Source organism: Kocuria rhizosphaericola, from assembly GCF_044462205.1.
GTDB classification, from domain to species: domain Bacteria; phylum Actinomycetota; class Actinomycetes; order Actinomycetales; family Micrococcaceae; genus Kocuria; species Kocuria rhizosphaericola.
Genome location: NZ_JBISWK010000160.1, coordinates 1 through 17,009 on the forward strand (window position 1 = coordinate 1; position 17,009 = coordinate 17,009).

General features: G+C 74.7%; 14 protein-coding genes and 1 tRNA gene. 12 read left to right on the top strand and 3 right to left on the bottom strand.

The annotated features are described in order from the left end of the window. The 7 genes from ACH9D2_RS16270 to ACH9D2_RS16300 form a co-directional block, all read left to right on the top strand. On the top strand, window positions 1-775 hold a 775-nt coding region (locus tag ACH9D2_RS16270; RefSeq protein WP_396363863.1), incomplete at its 5' end, for an HAD-IIIA family hydrolase. A gap of 2 nt (window positions 776-777) precedes the next feature. After that, window positions 778-1,881, top strand: a complete 1,104-nt coding sequence (locus ACH9D2_RS16275) for a glycosyltransferase family 9 protein (protein ID WP_396363864.1) — start codon at window positions 778-780, stop codon at window positions 1,879-1,881. Next, window positions 1,869-2,828, top strand: a complete 960-nt coding sequence (locus ACH9D2_RS16280; RefSeq protein ID WP_396363865.1) for a glycosyltransferase — start codon at window positions 1,869-1,871, stop codon at window positions 2,826-2,828. Before ACH9D2_RS16275 ends, ACH9D2_RS16280 begins: the two co-directional genes overlap by 13 nt. Continuing rightward, the gene (locus ACH9D2_RS16285) at window positions 2,825-4,681 is read left to right on the top strand and encodes a glycosyltransferase (protein WP_396363866.1); all 1,857 of its coding nucleotides are present in this window, start codon (window positions 2,825-2,827) and stop codon (window positions 4,679-4,681) included. The genes ACH9D2_RS16280 and ACH9D2_RS16285 overlap by 4 nt, the downstream gene beginning before the upstream one ends. After that, on the top strand, window positions 4,678-6,090 hold the full coding sequence (locus ACH9D2_RS16290; protein ID WP_396363867.1) for a PfkB family carbohydrate kinase: 1,413 nt from the start codon (window positions 4,678-4,680) through the stop codon (window positions 6,088-6,090). The genes ACH9D2_RS16285 and ACH9D2_RS16290 overlap by 4 nt, the downstream gene beginning before the upstream one ends. After that, complete coding sequence (locus ACH9D2_RS16295; RefSeq protein ID WP_396363868.1) at window positions 6,080-7,102, top strand: glycosyltransferase family 9 protein; 1,023 nt, start codon at window positions 6,080-6,082, stop codon at window positions 7,100-7,102. The genes ACH9D2_RS16290 and ACH9D2_RS16295 overlap by 11 nt, the downstream gene beginning before the upstream one ends. Before the next feature lie 87 nt (window positions 7,103-7,189). Next, complete coding sequence (locus ACH9D2_RS16300; RefSeq protein WP_396363869.1) at window positions 7,190-8,206, top strand: UDP-glucuronic acid decarboxylase family protein; 1,017 nt, start codon at window positions 7,190-7,192, stop codon at window positions 8,204-8,206. 37 nt (window positions 8,207-8,243) lie between these two features. On the opposite strand, the gene ACH9D2_RS16305 is transcribed toward ACH9D2_RS16300, so the two are convergent. After that, entirely contained in the window at window positions 8,244-9,170 is a 927-nt protein-coding gene (locus ACH9D2_RS16305) for a glycosyltransferase (RefSeq protein WP_396363870.1), read from the bottom strand. Further along, complete coding sequence (locus ACH9D2_RS16310; protein ID WP_396363871.1) at window positions 9,167-10,051, bottom strand: glycosyltransferase; 885 nt, start codon at window positions 10,049-10,051, stop codon at window positions 9,167-9,169. Before ACH9D2_RS16310 ends, ACH9D2_RS16305 begins: the two co-directional genes overlap by 4 nt. Window positions 10,052-10,279: 228 nt before the next feature. Between ACH9D2_RS16310 and ACH9D2_RS16315 the strand changes: the two genes are divergently transcribed. The 3 genes from ACH9D2_RS16315 to ACH9D2_RS16325 are packed head-to-tail and all read left to right on the top strand — an operon-like array spanning window position 10,280 to window position 13,727. Then, window positions 10,280-11,956, top strand: a complete 1,677-nt coding sequence (locus ACH9D2_RS16315) for a circularly permuted type 2 ATP-grasp protein (protein WP_396363872.1) — start codon at window positions 10,280-10,282, stop codon at window positions 11,954-11,956. Next, on the top strand, window positions 11,950-12,876 hold the full coding sequence (locus ACH9D2_RS16320; protein ID WP_396363873.1) for an alpha-E domain-containing protein: 927 nt from the start codon (window positions 11,950-11,952) through the stop codon (window positions 12,874-12,876). Before ACH9D2_RS16315 ends, ACH9D2_RS16320 begins: the two co-directional genes overlap by 7 nt. Beyond that, on the top strand, window positions 12,873-13,727 hold the full coding sequence (locus ACH9D2_RS16325; RefSeq protein ID WP_396363874.1) for a transglutaminase family protein: 855 nt from the start codon (window positions 12,873-12,875) through the stop codon (window positions 13,725-13,727). Before ACH9D2_RS16320 ends, ACH9D2_RS16325 begins: the two co-directional genes overlap by 4 nt. A 59-nt stretch (window positions 13,728-13,786) precedes the next feature. On the opposite strand, the gene glgC is transcribed toward ACH9D2_RS16325, so the two are convergent. Beyond that, window positions 13,787-15,031 carry a glucose-1-phosphate adenylyltransferase gene (gene glgC / locus ACH9D2_RS16330; protein WP_396363875.1) on the bottom strand — a complete coding sequence of 415 codons (1,245 nt, stop codon included), beginning with the start codon at window positions 15,029-15,031 and terminating at the stop codon, window positions 13,787-13,789. A 211-nt stretch (window positions 15,032-15,242) separates the two neighbouring features. On the opposite strand from glgC, the gene glgA reads away from it, so the two are divergent. Both glgA and ACH9D2_RS16340 read left to right on the top strand, forming a co-directional pair. Continuing rightward, window positions 15,243-16,436 carry a glycogen synthase gene (glgA, locus tag ACH9D2_RS16335; protein ID WP_396363876.1) on the top strand — a complete coding sequence of 398 codons (1,194 nt, stop codon included), beginning with the start codon at window positions 15,243-15,245 and terminating at the stop codon, window positions 16,434-16,436. Between the two features lie 442 nt (window positions 16,437-16,878). Next, a tRNA-Leu gene (locus ACH9D2_RS16340) sits at window positions 16,879-16,964 on the top strand. Window positions 16,965-17,009 lie beyond the last annotated feature (45 nt).

Below are 17,009 nucleotides of genomic sequence, written 5' to 3' on the forward strand. Positions count from 1 at the left end.
CGGCGCGTGGGGCTGGCTGACGGGGCGGTTCGTGATGCTGCGCGTGGGTCCGGGCCCCCACCCGGGCGACCCCGAGTTCCTGCCCGAGCTCGGACGCATGGTCCGCACCAGCGTCACGATCCCCGTGGCCGCCGTGCGGCACAAGACCGGGGGCTGGTGGCGACACCGGGAGACCGGCCCCTGGCCCGTCCCGGTGCGGGCCGTGCTCTTCGACCGGGACGGCACCCTGGTCCACGACGTCCCCTACAACGGCGACCCGGACGCGGTCGAACTCGTCCCCGGGGCCCGGGAGGCGGTCGACGCCGTGCGCGCGGCCGGGCTGGCCGTGGGCGTGGTGTCCAACCAGTCCGGGATCGGCCGCGGCCTGCTGACCCGGGAACAGGTCGACGCCGTCAACGCCCGCGTGAGCGAGCTGCTCGGCCCCTTCGACACGTGGCAGCTGTGCCCGCACGCCCCGGAGCAGGACTGCGCGTGCCGCAAGCCCCGGCCCGGCATGGTGCTCGCCGCCGCCGCCGAGCTGGGCGCGGACCCCTCCGAGTGCGTGCTGATCGGCGACATCGGCGCCGACGTCGAGGCCGCCCAGGCCGCCGGTGCGCGCAGCGTCCTGGTGCCCACCCCGGTGACCCGCGAGGAGGAGGTGGCGGCCGCCCCGGCCGTGGCCCGGACCCTGCGCGAGGCCGTCGCCGCCGTGCTGGATCCCGCTGCGGGCGAGGGGACGGACGGCCACCCCGACGCCCGCCCGGCACCGGTCGCGGCGGCCGGGGACCGGGGCTGAGCGTGGGCCGCACCCTCGCCGTCCGCCTCGACTCGGACGGGGACGTCCTGCTGACCGGGCCCGCGGTCCGGGCCCTGGCCCGGACGGGGAACCCGGTGGACCTGCTGGCCTCCCCGTCCGGCGCCGCCGCCGCGCGGCTGCTGCCGGACGTGGCCGAGGTCCTCGAGTACTCGGCGCCGTGGTCGGGCTTCCGGCCCCCGCCCGTGGACCGGGTGGCGACTGCGGCCCTGGTCGACGACCTTGCCGCCCGCGGCTACGACCTCGCCGTGATCTTCACGTCCTTCCACCAGAGCTCCCTGCCCATGGCGCTGCTGGCCCGGCTGGCCGGGATCGACCGCGTGGTCGCCACGAGCGAGGACTACCCCGGATCGCTGCTGGACGTCCGGCACCGCCGCGCGGACCCGCCCGGCGGCGGTCACGAGGTCGAGGCGGCCGTGGAGGTCGCGGTCGCGGCCGGCGCCGCCCGGCCCGCGGTCGGGGACCTGCGCCTCGCCGTGCGCCGTCCGCTCCCGCCCCTGCCCGCGGAGGTCGCGGCGCTGCCGCGGCCCTTCGTGGTCCTGCACCCGGGCGCCTCGGTCCCCTCGCGCGGGCTCGCCCCCGAGCACGCCGGGGCCCTCGCGGCGGGGCTCGCGGCCGCCGGGCACGCCGTCGTCCTCACGGGCGGGCCGGGGGAGCGCGGGCTGACCGCCGCGGCCCTCGGCGCTGCCCGGGCCGCGGCGCCCGGCGGCACGGTGCTGGACCTCGCCGGCCGGACCGACCTGCCGGGCCTGGCCGCGGTGCTGGACGCCGCCGCGTGCGTGGTCGTGGGCAACACCGGTCCCGCGCATCTCGCCGCCGCCGTGGGCACCCCGGTGGTGTCCCTCTTCTCCCCGGTGGTCCCGCCCGAGCGGTGGGCGCCCTACGGCGTGCCCGCGGTGCTGCTCGGGGACCAGGGCGCGGACTGCCGGGGCTCCCGCGCCCGTGACTGCCCCGTTCCCGGCCACCCGTGCCTGTCCTCCGTGTCCCCGGCCGCCGTGCTCGAGGCCGTCGAGGAGCTGACGGGCGCCGCCGCCGGGGCTCCCACCACTGTTCCCGAACCGGAAGGAGGACCCGGGTGCGCATCCTGACCTGGCACGTCCACGGGTCGTGGACGACATCGTTCGTGCACGGCCCCCACACCTACCTGCTGCCCGTCGTCCCCGACCGCGGTCCCGACGGCCGGGGCCGCGCCGAGACCTGGGACTGGCCGGCCGCCGCGGTCGAGCGCACGCCCGAGGAGCTGGCCGACGCCGAGTTCGACGTGGTCCTGCTGCAGCGCCCGCACGAGCTCGAGCTGCTCGAGCGGTGGACCGGGCGCCGGGCCGGGACCGACGTGCCGGCGGTCTACGTGGAGCACGACACCCCGCGCGGTCCCGCCGTGGCCACCCGCCACCCCCTGGCCGGGCGCTCCGACGTGCCCGTGGTGCACGTGACGCACTTCAACCGGATGATGTGGGACAACGGGCTCGCGCCGACCGAGGTCGTGGAGCACGGCGTCCTCGACCCCGGGCCCCTGTACACCGGGCGCACGGCCAGCCTGGCCGCCGTGGTCAACGAGCCCGTCCGGCGCGGGCGGATCGCGGGCACCGACCTGCTGACCGCGCTGGCCGAGGAGCTGCCCGTGGACGTCTACGGCATGGGGATGGACCGCCTGGCGGAGCACGCGCCGCACATGGCCGGGCGCTTGCACGAGAACTATCCTCAGGAGAAGCTGCACGCGGCGCTCGGTGGGCACCGGGCCTATTTCCACCCCTACCGGTGGACCAGCCTGGGGCTCGCGCTGCTGGAGGCCATGACCATCGGGATGCCGGTGCTCGGGCTCTCGACCACCGAGGCGCCGCGGGCGGTGCCGCCGGGGGCGGGGCTGCTGTCCAACGATCCGGAGGACCTCGCCGCCCGGGCCCGGCACTGGCTGAACGACCCCGACGCGGCGGCCGCCGCGGGCGCCGCCGCCCGCGAGCACGCCCTGCGACACTACGGTGCGGACCGCTTCCTCGCGGAGTGGGACCGCATCCTGGAGAAGGTGACTGCATGAGAATCGCAATGGTGTCCGAGCACGCCAGTCCGCTCGCCGCGCTCGGCGGGGTGGACGCCGGGGGGCAGAACGTCTACGTGGCCGCCCTCGCGGTGGGTCTCGCCGACCTGGGCCACGACGTGGTCGTGTACACGCGCCGCGACGACGCCGGCCTCCCGGACGTCGTCGACCTCGCCCCGGGGGCCCGCGTGGTCCACGTCCCCGCCGGGCCCCCCAGCTTCCTGCCCAAGGACGACCTCGCTCCGTACATGGACGAGTTCGGCCGCTGGCTCGCGCGCGACTGGGCCCGCGGCGGCGTCCCCGACCTCGTGCACGCCCACTTCTGGATGTCCGGGATCGCGGCGCGCCGCGCCGCCGAGACGATGCAGATCCCGGTGGTGCAGACCTTCCACGCGCTCGGGGCCGTCAAGCGCCGGCACCAGGGCGCGGCCGACACCAGCCCCACCGGCCGGCTCGCGGTCGAGAACGAGCTCGTCGCGGCGGCCGACCTCGTCCTGGCCACGTGCCGGGACGAGCGGGCCGAGCTCCTGGCCCTCGGCGGTGACCCCTCACGGATCGACGTGGTCCCGTGCGGCGTGGACCTCGACGCCTTCGCCCCCGCCCCAGCCCCGCCGACCGCCGCCGGCCGGCGGCCCCGGGTCGTGGCGCTCGGCCGGCTCGTGGAGCGCAAGGGCGTGGACGTCGTCGTGCGCGCCCTCGCCGAGCTGCCCGGCGCGGAGCTCGTCGTGGCGGGCGGTCCCGACCGGGCCGAGCTGGACCGCGACCCCGAGGCCCTGCGGCTGTGGGCGCTGGCCCGGGAGCTCGGCGTGGCGGACCGTGTGGAGCTTCTCGGCCGCGTGGACCACGACGACGCCGCCGCGCTGCTCGCCACGGCGGACGTGGTCGCCTGCACCCCCTGGTACGAGCCGTTCGGCATGGTCCCGCTCGAGGCGATGGCGTGCGCCCGCCCCGTGGTGGGCAGCGCCGTCGGCGGCCTGCTCGACAGCATCGAGGACGGCGTGACCGGTCTGCACGTCCCGCCGCGGGACGTCTCCGGGACCGCGGCCGCCCTGGGCGCCCTGCTCGAGGACCCCGAGCTGGCGGCCCGCATGGGCCGCGCCGGGCGCGAGCGCGTGGAGCGGCTCTTCGGCTGGCGGCGCGTGGCCCAGGAGACGGAGCGCTCCTACGCCCGCGTGGTCGACCGGCACCGCCGGGAGCACCCGCCGCTGCTCGGCCAGACCGAGCGCTGGCTCGGCGCCCACCTCGACGAGCTGACGGTCGCCGCCCGCGAGGCCGCCCAGCACGCCGACGTCGTGGACCGGTGGGGCGCACGCCTGGCCGGGCTGCTGACGGACGGCGGGCGCGTGCTCGCCGTGGGCAACGGCGGCAGCGCCGCGGAGGCCCAGCACTTCACCGCGGAGCTCGTGGGCCGCTTCGTCGACGACCGGCGGCCGCTGTCCGCCGTGTGCCTGTCCGCGGAGACCTCGAGCCTCACGGCCATCGTCAACGACTACGGCGTGGAGGAGGTGTTCGCCCGCCAGGTCCAGGCCCACGGCCGGGCCGGCGACGTGCTCGTCGTGCTTTCCACCAGCGGCCGCAGCCCCAACGTGCTGGCCGCGGCCGAACGGGCGCGGGAGCACGGCCTGCACGTCTGGGCGCTCACCGGCCCCGGCCCCAATCCGCTGACCGAGCGGGCCGACGAGTCCCTGAACGTGGCCGCCCCCAGCACCTCGGTGATCCAGGAGGTCCATCTCATGCTGCTGCACGCGGTCTGCGCCGCCGTCGACGCCCGGCTCGCACCGCCCGGCGGGCCCGGGACGCCCACCGAGGCCGGGACACCGGCCCGGACGGCCGTCCGGGCGGGGGTCGCATGAGCGCCCCGCGCATCGTCGTGGTGGGCGACGCCCTGCTGGACCGGGACGTCTCCGGGACCTCCACGCGCCTGAGCCCCGACGCGCCGGTCCCCGTGGTGGACGTCGGCGCCGTGTTCGCCAGCCCCGGCGGGGCGGGCCTGGCCGCGCTGCTGTGCGCGGAGCCGCCGGCCGTCGGCGCCGTGCCGGCAGCGGTCGCCGTGACCCTCCTGGCGCCGGCCGCGGACGACGACGCCGGACGGGAGCTGGCCGGCGCGCTCGGCGAGGTCACCCTGGAGCGTCTCGGGCACGAGGGCGGCACCCGCACCAAGACCCGCATCCGCAGCTCGGGCCAGACCCTCGTGCGCGTGGACGAGGGCGGGCCCGGCACCCCGGTCGGCGTCTCCGCCGCACACGTGGCCGCCGTCCTGGCCGGTGCGGACGCCGTCCTGGTCTCCGACTACGGGGGTGGCGTCACGCGCGACCCCGCCGTGCGCGCCGCGCTCGAGGAGCACGCCCGCACCGGCGTGGTGGTGTGGGACCCCCACCCGCGCGGCGGGAGCCCGGTGCCCGGGTGCACCCTCGTGACCCCCAACGCTGCCGAGGCGGCGGCCACCCTCGAGGGGGCGGCCCCCGGGTCCCCCCGGGAGCTCGCGGGCACGCTGCGCCGGCACTGGGGCGCCCGCGCCGTGGCCGTCACGGCCGGTGCGGACGGAGCGTACCTGGCGACGAGCACCGGGACCGAGCTTGTTCCGGCGGCGCCCGTGCAGAACACCGACCCCTGCGGGGCCGGGGACCGGTTCGCCTCCGCGGCGGCCCTCGCCCTCGGCGGCGGGAGGGACGTGACGGCCGCCGTGGAGAGCGCCGTCGAGGCGGCGGGCCAGTGGGTCGCCGCCGGCGGCGCGGCGACCTACCGCACGCGCCGCGCCGCCGGCGTCCACGCCCGCCCGGTCCTGCACCCGGGCGCCGAGCGGCTGCCCCGCGAGGTGCAGGAGCTGCTGGCCGAGGTGCGCGGCCGCGGCGGGACCGTGGTGGCCACCGGCGGCTGCTTCGACGTCCTGCACGCCGGGCACATCGCCTCCCTCGACGCCGCGCGGCGGCTCGGCGACGCCCTCGTGGTGCTGCTGAACTCGGACGACTCCGTGCGCCGGCTCAAGGGCCCCGGGCGGCCCGTGGTCGGCGAGGCCGACCGCGCCCGCGTGCTCGGCGCCCTGCGCAGTGTCGACGCGGTCGTCGTCTTCGACGAGGACGACCCGCGCGCGGCTCTGAACCTCCTCCGTCCCGACGTGTGGGTCAAGGGCGGGGACTACACCCCGGAGCAGCTGCCCGAGGCCGTCGACGTGCGCGGCTGGGGCGGCCGCGTCACGGTCCTGCCGTACCTGTCGGGACGCTCGACCACCGCGATCCTGCAGAAGGCCGGCCGTGAGCGCTGAGCCGGCCACCGCCGCGGCCGGTCCCACCGCCGGGACCGTGCCGGACCGGTGGGCCGTGGACCCCGCGACGATCGGCCCGGGGGACGTGCTCGTGCTCCGGGCGCTCGGGCTCGGGGACGCCCTGACGGCCGTGGCCCCCCTGCGGGGCGTGCGCCGGATGCTGCCCGGCCACCGGATCGTGCTCGCCGCGCCGTCAGGGCCGGGCGCCTGGCTGGCCGGGCTCGGCGTCGTCGACGGCGTGCTGCCGGTGCCCGGGCTCGTGCCGCTGCCGCCCGCCCCCGGCGGGCACGTGGCCGTGAACCTGCACGGGCGCGGGCCGCGCAGCCACGAGCTGCTCCTGGCCTCCCGCCCCGAGCGGCTCGTCGGCTTCGCCGCCCCGGAGGCCGGTCACGACGGTCCGCCGTGGCGGCGGGACGAGCACGAGGTGCTGCGCTGGTGCCGCCTGGTGGAGGAGGCCGGTGGCCCGTGCGGCCCCGAGGACCTGCGCCTGCGCGCCCACCGTCCCGCCCCCGGGGACGCCCCCGTGCTGATCCACCCGGGCGCCGCCTCCGCCGCCCGGCGCTGGCCCGCCGAGCGCTGGCGGGAGGTCGCCGCGGCCCTGGCCTCGGACGGGCACCGGATCGTGGTCACCGGCTCCCCGGCCGAGGCGGAGCTCGCCGCCGCCGTCGTGACGGGGATCGACGCCGCGGAGGACCGGTGCGGCATGCTGGACCTGGACGGCCTGGCCCGCACCGTCGGTGCGGCCGCCGTGGTGCTCAGCGCCGACACCGGGGTGGCCCACGTGGCCACCGCCCTGGCCGTGCGCTCCGTGGTGCTCTTCGGCCCCACACCGCCCGCCTGGTGGGGGCCCGCCGTGGACCCCGACCTGCACACCGTGCTGTGGCACGGCGACCCGGCCGCTCGGGCGTGGGGCGACCCCCACGCGGACCGGCTCGACGAGCGGCTCGCCGCCGTCACCCCGTCGGAGGTCCTGGCCGCGGCCCGGGCCCAGCTGGACGCCTCCCGCACCTGACCCCGACGACCCGCCCGCCCCCGAGTCCCTCGACACCGTTCTTCGCCCACTGTCCATCGATACCGTCCTTCGATCCCCAGGAGCACCGTGAAACCCACGACAGACGCGACCACCACTGCGGGCACGGCCCGTCCGATCCGCCGCGCCGTCGTGACGGGCGGGACCGGTTTCCTGGGCAGCCACCTGTGCACCGAGCTGCGCCGCCGGGAGGTGGAGGTGGTGTGCCTCGACAACTTCCTCACCGGCTCCGCCGCCAACATCGAGCACCTCGTGGGCGATCCCGGCTTCCGGCTCGTCCAGTGCGACGTCACCGACTACGTGCACGTGCCCGGGGACGTGGATCTCGTCCTGCACTTCGCCTCCCCGGCGTCCCCGATCGACTACCTGAAGCTGCCCATCCACACCCTGAAGGTCGGCTCGATCGGCACCCACCACGCCCTGGGCCTCGCCAAGGACAAGGGTGCGCGGTTCGTGCTGGCCTCCACCTCCGAGGTGTACGGCGACCCGCAGGTCCACCCGCAGCCGGAGAGCTACTGGGGGCACGTCAACCCGGTGGGACCGAGGGGGGTCTACGACGAGGCCAAGCGCTTCGCCGAGGCCCTGACCGTCGCCTACCGCGCCGAGCACGGGGTGGACACGGCCATCGTGCGGATCTTCAACACCTTCGGCCCCCGGATGCGGCCCTTCGACGGCCGAGCGATCCCCACGTTCATCCGCCAGGCCCTGGCCGGGGAGCCCCTCACCGTGGCCGGGGACGGCGCCCAGACGCGCTCGGTCTGCTACGTCTCCGACCTCGTCCGCGGCATCCTGGCACTGGCCGGCAGCGGGCACAGCGGCCCCATGAACATCGGCAACCCGCACGAGCTCTCCGTGCTGCAGATCGCCCGCGACGTCATCGCGGCGACCGGCTCCTCCTCGCGGCTGGAGTTCGTGGAACGTCCCGTCGACGACCCCATGGTGCGCCGCCCCGACACCACGCTCGCGACCGAGGTGCTCGGATGGGCCCCGGAGGTCCCATGGACGGAGGGGCTGGCGCGCACGGTCGAGTGGTTCCGCGAGGGGGCCGGTCTCCCGCAGGAAGGCCCCGCCGTGCGCGCCCGCTGAGACCGGACGGCCACGGGGGGCCCGCCGACCGGGCCGCTCAGCTGACGTAGCGGCGGGCGGCGCTGCTGCGCTGCGACTCCTCCAGCGCCAGGAACCGCCGCTCGACGCGCTCGGGCAGGGGCCGCCGCTCGCGCAGCACCCACGGCGCCCCTCGGAGGGCGTCGAACAGGCCCAGGACCGTGACCCGGTCCCGCGGGGCGGCGCCCACGACGTCCCGGGTCCGGCGCAGGGCCGCGCGCAGCGGCCGCCGCAACCAGATGAACCACAGCGTGTTGCGCAGCCCGTGGCGGCGGCGCAGGTGCGGGTCCCGGACCGTGGAGGCCTGGTGGTGCACCACCACGTCGGGCAGGTGCACGAGCTCCCAGCCCGCGGTCGCGAGATCCGCGGCCAGCAGCTCCTCCTCGCCGCCGAGCCACAGCCGCTCGCTGAACCCGCCCACCTCGCGGAACGCCGTCCGGCGGACCACGGACGCCCCCGCCAGGAAGCTGCCCAGCGCGGGCCCGGGCATCCACTCGGGCCTCTCGACGGGAGAGTGCAGCAGCTCCGCGTTGATCGCGTCCTCCCTCGACCCGGGCTCCACGAGGATCCTGCCCGTGACCACTCCCAGCCGCGGGTGGGCCTCCAGCGCGTCGGCCGCCCGGCGCAGGGACCCGGGCTCCCACCACGTGTCGTCGTCGCAGAAGGCCACGAACGGCGTGTCCACGCGCTCGAGCGCGACGTTGCGGCCCACGGCGCCGAGGTTGACGGGGCTCGCGACTAGCTCCGCCCAGGGGTGCCGCTCGCGGATGGCGTCCGCGGTGCCGTCCTCGGAGCCGTTGTCGACGACCACCACGTGCGGTCGTTCCGGGAGCTCCCGCAGCCGGGCCAGGGCCAGCAGGGCCTCGTCCCGGCGGTTGTGGGTGATCATCACGACCGCCACGCGGCCGTCGGGGCCGGGCTCGGGGGTGGGGGCGGTCTCGGTCACGGGCTCTCCTCCGGTGCGGTGGGGTCGGTGGGGTCGTGCAGCAGTGCGAGGGCGGCCTCCGTGGTCCCGGAGACACGGTGCCGGGAGCGCAGCGCGGCCGGGACACGGGGGAGGGCGCCGAGCAGACCGCGGCGTCCCGTGCGGCCGCCGCGCAGCGCGCCCAGGAGCTCGTGGGCCACGACCCGCCAGGGCCGGCGCAGGATCGCGGTGAGCAGACGGCTGCGGACCAGCCCGGTCTGCCGGCGCGCGTCCGTCCCCCGCCGCGGCGAGGGGTGGTGGTGGGCGCGGATCTCCGGCACGTAGGACAGCCGCCACCCGGCGTCGAACAGGTCGAGGGCGAGGCGCTCCTCCTCTCCGGGGAAGCGCACGACGTCGTCGAAACCGCCGGCCGCCAGGAACGCCGAGCGGCGCACGATCGCCCCGCAGCCCACGAAGCCGAGCAGCGCCGGTCCGGGGCACCCGGTCGGGATGCCCAGCGGGGACGCGGCCAGCACGGCATTGAGCGGATCCGGGCGCTCCTCGGGGCCCACGGCGATGGACCCGGCGATCAGACCCAGCCGGGGGTGGGCGTCGAAGACGGCCGCGGCGCGGGCGAGCGCCCCCGGGGCCCACCACGAGTCGTCGTCGGCGAAGGCCACGTAGGGCGTGCGGGCGAGCCGGACGCCGACGGTCCGGGCCACGGCCCCGAGGTTGCGGGGCAGCTCGACCACCTGCACCTGGGGGTGGGCGGCGCGCACCGCCTCCACGGAGCCGTCCGTGGAGGCGTTGTCCACGACGACGACGGGCCCCTCGTGCCGGCCCAGGTGTGCCACGAGCTCCTCGCGGCGGTTGCGGGTGGCCACGACCACCGTGACACGGCGCTGGGGGTCCGGGGCGTCCATCGTGTCCTTCCGTCGGTTCCGCCGTGTCGCGGTGGCGGACGCGGCCTCGTGCCCGCCGCCGGGCGGACACGCCCTCCCATCGTAGGGGCACGCCCTCCCGCGGTCCGGCGCACCGCGCGTGGCACAATCGGGAGGGACCTCGGCATCCGGGTCACTGATGCGAAATACGGCACGTCCACACTGCACGCACTGCCCGCCACGACCCCGAAAGGCATGTGATCGCCCGACATGTCCGACCTGTTCGAGAACTACGCCACCGACATGGCCGGGGCGGCCGCCTACGACGAGATGTTCACCGCCGACCGGCGGGTCCGGCCCGGCTACGACCGGGTGGGCGGGGTCCTGGACGACCTCTCGCTCAGCGACGTCAACACCCGCGCCGACTCCATGGCCCGGTCCTTCCTGGACCGGGGGGTGACCTTCGACTTCGCGGGGGAGGAGCGGCCCTTCCCGCTGGACATCGTCCCGCGCGTGATCACGGCCGACGAGTGGGACGTCATCGAGCGCGGGGTCAAGCAGCGGGTCCGGGCCCTGGAGTGCTTCCTCGACGACGTCTACGGGGAGCAGCGGGTCGTGGCCGACGGGATCGTGCCGAAGGCGCTGATCACCTCCTCCGCCCACTTCCACCGGGCCGTGTGGGGCTTCCGGCCCGCGGGCGGGGTCCGGATCCACGTGGCGGGCATCGACGTGGTCCGGGACCAGGCGGGCGTGTTCCGGGTCCTCGAGGACAACGTGCGCGTGCCGTCCGGCGTCTCCTACGTGATCGAGAACCGGCGGGCCATGACCAAGGGCCTGCCGGAGGCGTTCATGTCGCAGCCGATCCGCGCCGTGGAGGCCTATCCCCGGCACCTGTACAGGGCACTGCGCGCGACGGCCCCGGAGGCGGCGGAGGACCCCACGGTGGTCGTCCTCACCCCGGGCGTGTTCAACTCCGCCTACTTCGAGCACACCCTGCTGGCCGGGCTCATGGGGGTGGAGCTCGTGGAGGGCCGGGACCTCGTGGTCCGCGGCGACAAGGTCTACATGCGGACCACGGACGGCGAGCAGCGCGTGGACGTGATCTACAAGCGGATCGACGACGAGTTCGTCGACCCGCTGCACTTCCGCTCGGACTCCGCGCTCGGCTGCTCCGGGCTGGTCAACGCGGCCCGGGCCGGGAACGTGACGATCGCCAACGCGATCGGCAACGGCGTGGCCGACGACAAGCTCACCTACTCCTACGTCCCCGACCTCATCCGGTACTACCTCGACGAGGAGCCGGTGCTGCCCAACGTGGACACCTACCGGCTGGAGGAGGACGAGGCCCGCGCCTACGTCCTGGAGCACCTGGACGAGCTGGTGGTGAAGCCCGTGGACGGCTCCGGCGGCAAGGGCCTGGTGATCGGCCCCCAGGCCACCGAGGCCGAGCTCCAGGAGCTGCGGGCGAAGGTGCTCGCCGATCCGCGCGGGTGGATCGCCCAGCCGGTGCTGCAGCTGTCCACGGTGCCGACGTTCGCGGAGGGCGAGTTCAGTCCCCGGCACGTGGACCTGCGGCCCTTCGCGGTGAACAGCGGGGACGAGGTCTACGTGCTGCCCGGGGGGCTGACCCGGGTGGCCATGCAGAAGGGCTCGCTGATCGTCAACTCCTCGCAGGGCGGCGGTTCGAAGGACACCTGGGTGCTGGGCCAGCCGCAGACCCAGGACCTCGACCCCGGTCAGGCGCCGCCCCAGGACGTCGACTCCTCGGTGCACACGTGGCCGGTCTCCGCGTCCTGGCAGGACGAGGGCGACACCGGCCAGCAGCAGCAACAGCAGCAGCAGACCGTGACGCGTCCGGCCGCCGCCGGCCGGGCCGCGTCCACCACCGCACCCACCACCGCGACGACCACCGCGACGACCCGCACCGGAGAGGGGCCCACATGCTGAGCCGTATTGCCGAGTCCCTGTTCTGGATCGGCCGCTACGTCGAGCGGGCCGACGGGGTGGCGCGGATCCTCGACGTCCACCTCGAGCGCATCACCCAGCTGCCCGTGGGCGAGCAGGAGGCCGAGGTGCGCCGCATCATGGCGGTGATGGGCGTGGAGCCCGGTGACGGCGACTACAGCGTCCGGTCGATGATCCACGAGCTCGCGTGGAACAAGGACTGCCTGACCTCCATCTCGGGCTCCCTGTACGCCGCCCGCGAGAACGCCCGCCGCGCCCGGGAGACCGTGTCCTCGGCCATGTGGGAGTCGCTCAACTCCACCTACTACGGTCTGGGCCAGCACCGCCGCGACGTCGTCGGCACCTTCCGGGTCTGCCACTGGACCATCGAACGGATGGCGACCGTGCGCGGGCAGATCCAGATGACCATGTCGCACGACGAGTCCTGGATGTTCCTGTCCCTGGGCGCGGCGATCGAGCGGGCGGACATGACGTCCCGGCTGCTGTGGACCCGGTCGACGTCCACGTCCGGCATGTCGTGGGTGTCGATCCTGCACTGCGCCGGCGGGTACGAGGCTTTCCTGCGCACCCGGTACGGCACGTTCAGCGACGAGTCCGCGACAGAGTTCCTGCTCCTCGACCGGCTCTTCCCCCGCTCGATCCTGCACGCCCTCACCACGGCGGAGGAGATCCTCGTGGGCCTGGAGCCAGGCCTGCAGCGGGTCGGGTTCAAGGACGACGCCCGCCGCATCATCGGCGAGGCCCGCACGTCCCTGGAGTTCCACCACGCCCTGGACCTCATCGCGGTGCTGCCCGAGCACCTGAACAACGTCCAGGCCGCCTGCGCGAACGCGTCGGAGGCCGTGAGCACCAAGTACTTCTCGCACGCCGTCGAGGCGTCCTGGTTCGGAGGCATGCTGTGACCCGGCTCAAGATCGATCACGTCACCCGATACGACTACAACGACAACGTCTCGAAGTCCTACAACGAGGCCCGGATGACGCCCCTCTCCGACGACGAGCAGGTCGTGCTCGAGGCGGAGCTCACGCTGAGCCCGGGGATCGCCACGGTCAGCAACTACCGGGACTACTGGGGCACCCGGGTCGCGGCCTTCGACATCCAGGGCCGGCACCGGCACCTGGAGGTGCGCTCCTCGGCCACGGTGGAGGTGCACCGGCGCCCCGGCGACGAGGTCGCGGACGGGCTGAGCTGGGAGGAGCTGGCGACCCCCGAGGTCCTGGACGCGGTCTCCGACTTCGTGCCCCAGACCCCCCTCACGCGTCTCGGGCCCCAGCTGGAGCGTGTCGCCGAGACGATCCGCGAGGAGGCGCCCGAGCCGGCCGCCGCGGCGGCCGAGATCTTCCGCGGCATCGCCGCGCACATGCAGTACGTGCCGGGGGTCACCGGCGTCCACACGGACGCCGAGGCGGCCTGGCGGGAGGCCAAGGGCGTGTGCCAGGACCTCGCGCACGTGGCCCTCGGCATGATGCGGCACATCGGCATCCCCGCCCGCTACGTCTCCGGCTACCTGCACCCGGACTACGAGGCGGGCATCGGGGCGACCGTGCCGGGGGAGTCCCACGCGTGGGTGGAGTGGTGGAACGACCGCTGGTACGCCTACGACCCCACCAACCACACGCAGCTCACCGACTTCCACGTCACGGTGGGCCGCGGCCGCGACTACACCGACGTCACCCCGCTGAAGGGCATGGTCACCGGTGGTGGCGGCACCTCGGGGCTGCAGGTCCAGGTCGAGGTCACGCAGACCGCATGACGACGGTGGGGCCGCCCACCTCCTCGGGTGGGCGGCCCCGCCGCGGCGGGTGAGGTGCCCTAGCTCTCGAAGCGGAAGTTCTTCGGGGCGACCGTCAGCCCGGAGGTCGTCACCGTCAGACCCCGGGCCCGGTCCTGCTCCGGGTCCACCCCGACCTTCACGCCCGGGGGCACCACCACGTTCTTGTCGAGGATGCACCGGTCGATCACGGCGCCCTCGCCGATCTGTACGTTGGGCATCAGGACCGACTGGTTGACGGTGGCGTCGTTGTTGACCAGGACCTTGGGGGAGAGCACCGACTCGGTGACGCGTCCGCCGGTGACCAGAACGCCGCGCGAGAGGATCGAGTCCGTGGCGATGCCGCCCTCCCCGTGCGGGCCGCGCACGAGCTTCGCCGGCGGGGCCTGCATCTCGTTGGTGTAGAGCGGCCAGGCGTAGTTGTACAGGTTGAACACCGGCAGCGGGCGGATCAGGTCCATGTGCGAGTCGTAGTACGAGTCCAGCGTGCCGACGTCGCGCCAGTACTGCCGGTCCCGACCCGTGGAGCCCGGGACGTCGTTCTCCGTGAAGTCGTAGACGGCCGCCTCGCCGCGGTCCGCGAACCAGGGCATGATGTCCCCGCCCATGTCGTGGCTCGTGTCCTCCTTCTGCTCGTCGGCGCGCAGCGCCTCGACGAGCGCGTCGGTGTCGAAGACGTAGTTGCCCATCGAGGCGAAGAACGCGTCCGGGTCATCGGGCAGGGGAGCCGTGCTCTGCGGCTTCTCGACGAAGCGGGTGATCTTCGTGACGTCCTGTGGGTCCGTCTCGATCACGCCGAAGGAGGTCACCATCTCCATGGGCTGGCGCACGCCCGCCACGGTGGCCCGGGCCCCCGACCGGATGTGGAAGTCCACCATCGCCGAGAAGTCCATCCGGTACACGTGGTCCGCGCCGACCACCACGACGATGTCCGGCTTCTCGTCGTCGATGAGGTTCATCGACTGGAAGATGGCGTTCGCGGAGCCCAGGAACCACTCCTTGCCGCGCCGCTGCTGGGCCGGCACGGTGACCACGTAGTTGCCCAGCTGGGCGGACAGGCGCCAGGTCTGGGTGACGTGCTGGTCCAGGGAGTGCGACTTGTACTGGGTGAGCACCACGACCTGGAGATAGCCCGAGTTCACGATGTTCGACAGCGCGAAGTCGATCAGCCGGTAGCCGCCCGCGAAGGGCACCGCGGGCTTGGCGCGGTCCTCGGTGAGCGGCATCAGGCGCTTGCCCTCGCCTCCGGCCAGGACGATCGCGAGAACCTTCTTACGGTGGGGCATGGGAACCTCTCTGACTTCTTCGGCAATCCGGCGCAACAACTCCGCCTCGCGGTGCGGAACCACTCGACAGGCGCCTTCATTGTGTCTTAACGGGCGCGAAGCGGAGTGACCGGTCGCACAGGAGTCCTGATGTGTCACCCGGGGCGGCCGGCACGGATCGCGGCGGCACGTTCCCGTGGCGGCGGGGCGATCCTGCAGTACGCTCGGAATCGTGCGAGTAGATATCTTGTCCAAGGAGTTCCCGCCCGAGATCTACGGCGGCGCCGGAGTCCACGTGTCCGAGCTCTCGCGGGTCCTGGCCCCGCTCGTCGACCTGAGGGTGCGGTGCTTCGGCGCGCCGCGCGAGCCACGGGTCAACGGCGTCGAGGTCCAGGCCTATCCCGTCCCCTCGGAACTGGCCGACGCCAACGCCGCGATCCAGACGCTGGGCGTGGACCTCGCCATGGTCGGCGACATCGCCGGCGCCGACCTGGTGCACTCCCACACCTGGTACGCCAACATGGGCGGGCACCTCGCGTCGCTGATGCACGGCATCCCGCACGTGCTCTCCGCGCACTCCCTCGAGCCGCTGCGCCCGTGGAAGGCCGAGCAGCTCGGAGGCGGCTACGCGGTGTCCTCCTTCGTGGAGAAGACCGCCTACGAGGCGGCCGCGGCGATCATCGCCGTCTCCGACGGGATGCGCCAGGACATCCTCCGGTCCTACCCGGACGTCGACCCCGACCGGGTCCGCACGGTGCACAACGGCATCGACGTCAGTCAGTGGGTGCGCGACGAGGGCACCGACGTGCTCGAGTCCTACGGCATCGACCCCGCCAAGCCCTCCGTGGCGTTCGTGGGCCGTGTCACCCGGCAGAAGGGCGTGCCGTTCCTGCTGCGCGCCGCGGCCCGGCTGCCCGAGGACGTGCAGCTCGTGCTGTGCGCCGGCGCCGCCGACACCCCGGAGCTCGGCGCCGAGGTCAACGCCCTCATCGAGGACCTCCGGGCGACCCGGTCCGGGGTGGTGCTCATCGAGAAGATGCTGCCGCGCCGCGAGATCGTCCAGATCCTCTCCGGCGCCACGGCGTTCGCCTGCCCGTCTGTCTACGAGCCGCTCGGCATCGTCAACCTCGAGGCCATGGCCTGCGGCACCGCGGTGGTCGCCTCCGCCACGGGCGGCATTCCCGAGGTCGTCGTCGACGGTGAGACCGGCCGGCTGGTCGAGATCGAGCAGGCCCAGGACGGCACCGGCACACCGGTGGACCCGGAGAAGTTCGTGGCCGACTTCGCGGCCGCGCTGACCGAGGTCGTCTCCGACCCGGTGCGGGCCCGGGAGATGGGTGCCGCCGGCCGGCGCCGCGCCGAGGAGCACTTCGCATGGGAGTCCATCGCCGAGCGGACCGTGGAGGTCTACCGCTCCGTGCTGTGAGTCCCGCCCGGCCCGGGCGGTCCTCGTGACCGCCGGGCCCGCTCGGGAGAGGCGGCGGCCACCGTGGGCCCGTGGGAGCACGGGGCGGCGGCGGCCGCCGCCGGCACAGGTGAGGGGGGTCCCCGGCCACCCCGAGAGCGCACGTCGCCGGCGGGGACGGGGGGCGCACCGGCGGCTCGGACGCGGCTCTCGAGCGAGCGTCATCCCAGGTCAGATGGACAATCCGGGAGATGCTCAGGACTCATTCAAGCGCATGCAGGGGCGCGACGGAAGTCGGCGGCGCACCTACTCACGAGTTTTCATCGATTTTGACACCGGCGCCCCGCCGGATCCCCGCAGGGCCGCGCCGATGTGAACCGCGGGCGCGCATGTGGTAACTTATTTTTTGTTGCGTTCAGGGTGAGCGGCCGGAAACGGCACGACGTTCCACCTGGATCCACTCGCGCGGGTGGCGGAATAGGCAGACGCGCTAGCTTGAGGTGCTAGTCCTCGTATTAGAGGGTGGGGGTTCAAGTCCCCCCTCGCGCACAGAGAACCGGTCCGATGAGGCCGGTGACGACAGCCCCGGCGTCG

Bases quoted from the DNA above. Each gene is read 5' to 3' on its own strand.
- ACH9D2_RS16320 (WP_396363873.1), top strand. From the start codon at position 11,950: ATGCTGAGCCGTATTGCCGAGTCCCTGTTCTGGATCGGCCGCTACGTC.
- ACH9D2_RS16315 (WP_396363872.1), top strand. From the start codon at position 10,280: ATGTCCGACCTGTTCGAGAACTACGCCACCGACATGGCCGGGGCGGCC.
- ACH9D2_RS16310 (WP_396363871.1), bottom strand. From the start codon at position 10,051: ATGGACGCCCCGGACCCCCAGCGCCGTGTCACGGTGGTCGTGGCCACC.
- ACH9D2_RS16285 (WP_396363866.1), top strand. From the start codon at position 2,825: ATGAGAATCGCAATGGTGTCCGAGCACGCCAGTCCGCTCGCCGCGCTC.
- ACH9D2_RS16290 (WP_396363867.1), top strand. From the start codon at position 4,678: ATGAGCGCCCCGCGCATCGTCGTGGTGGGCGACGCCCTGCTGGACCGG.
- glgC (WP_396363875.1), bottom strand. From the start codon at position 15,031: ATGCCCCACCGTAAGAAGGTTCTCGCGATCGTCCTGGCCGGAGGCGAG.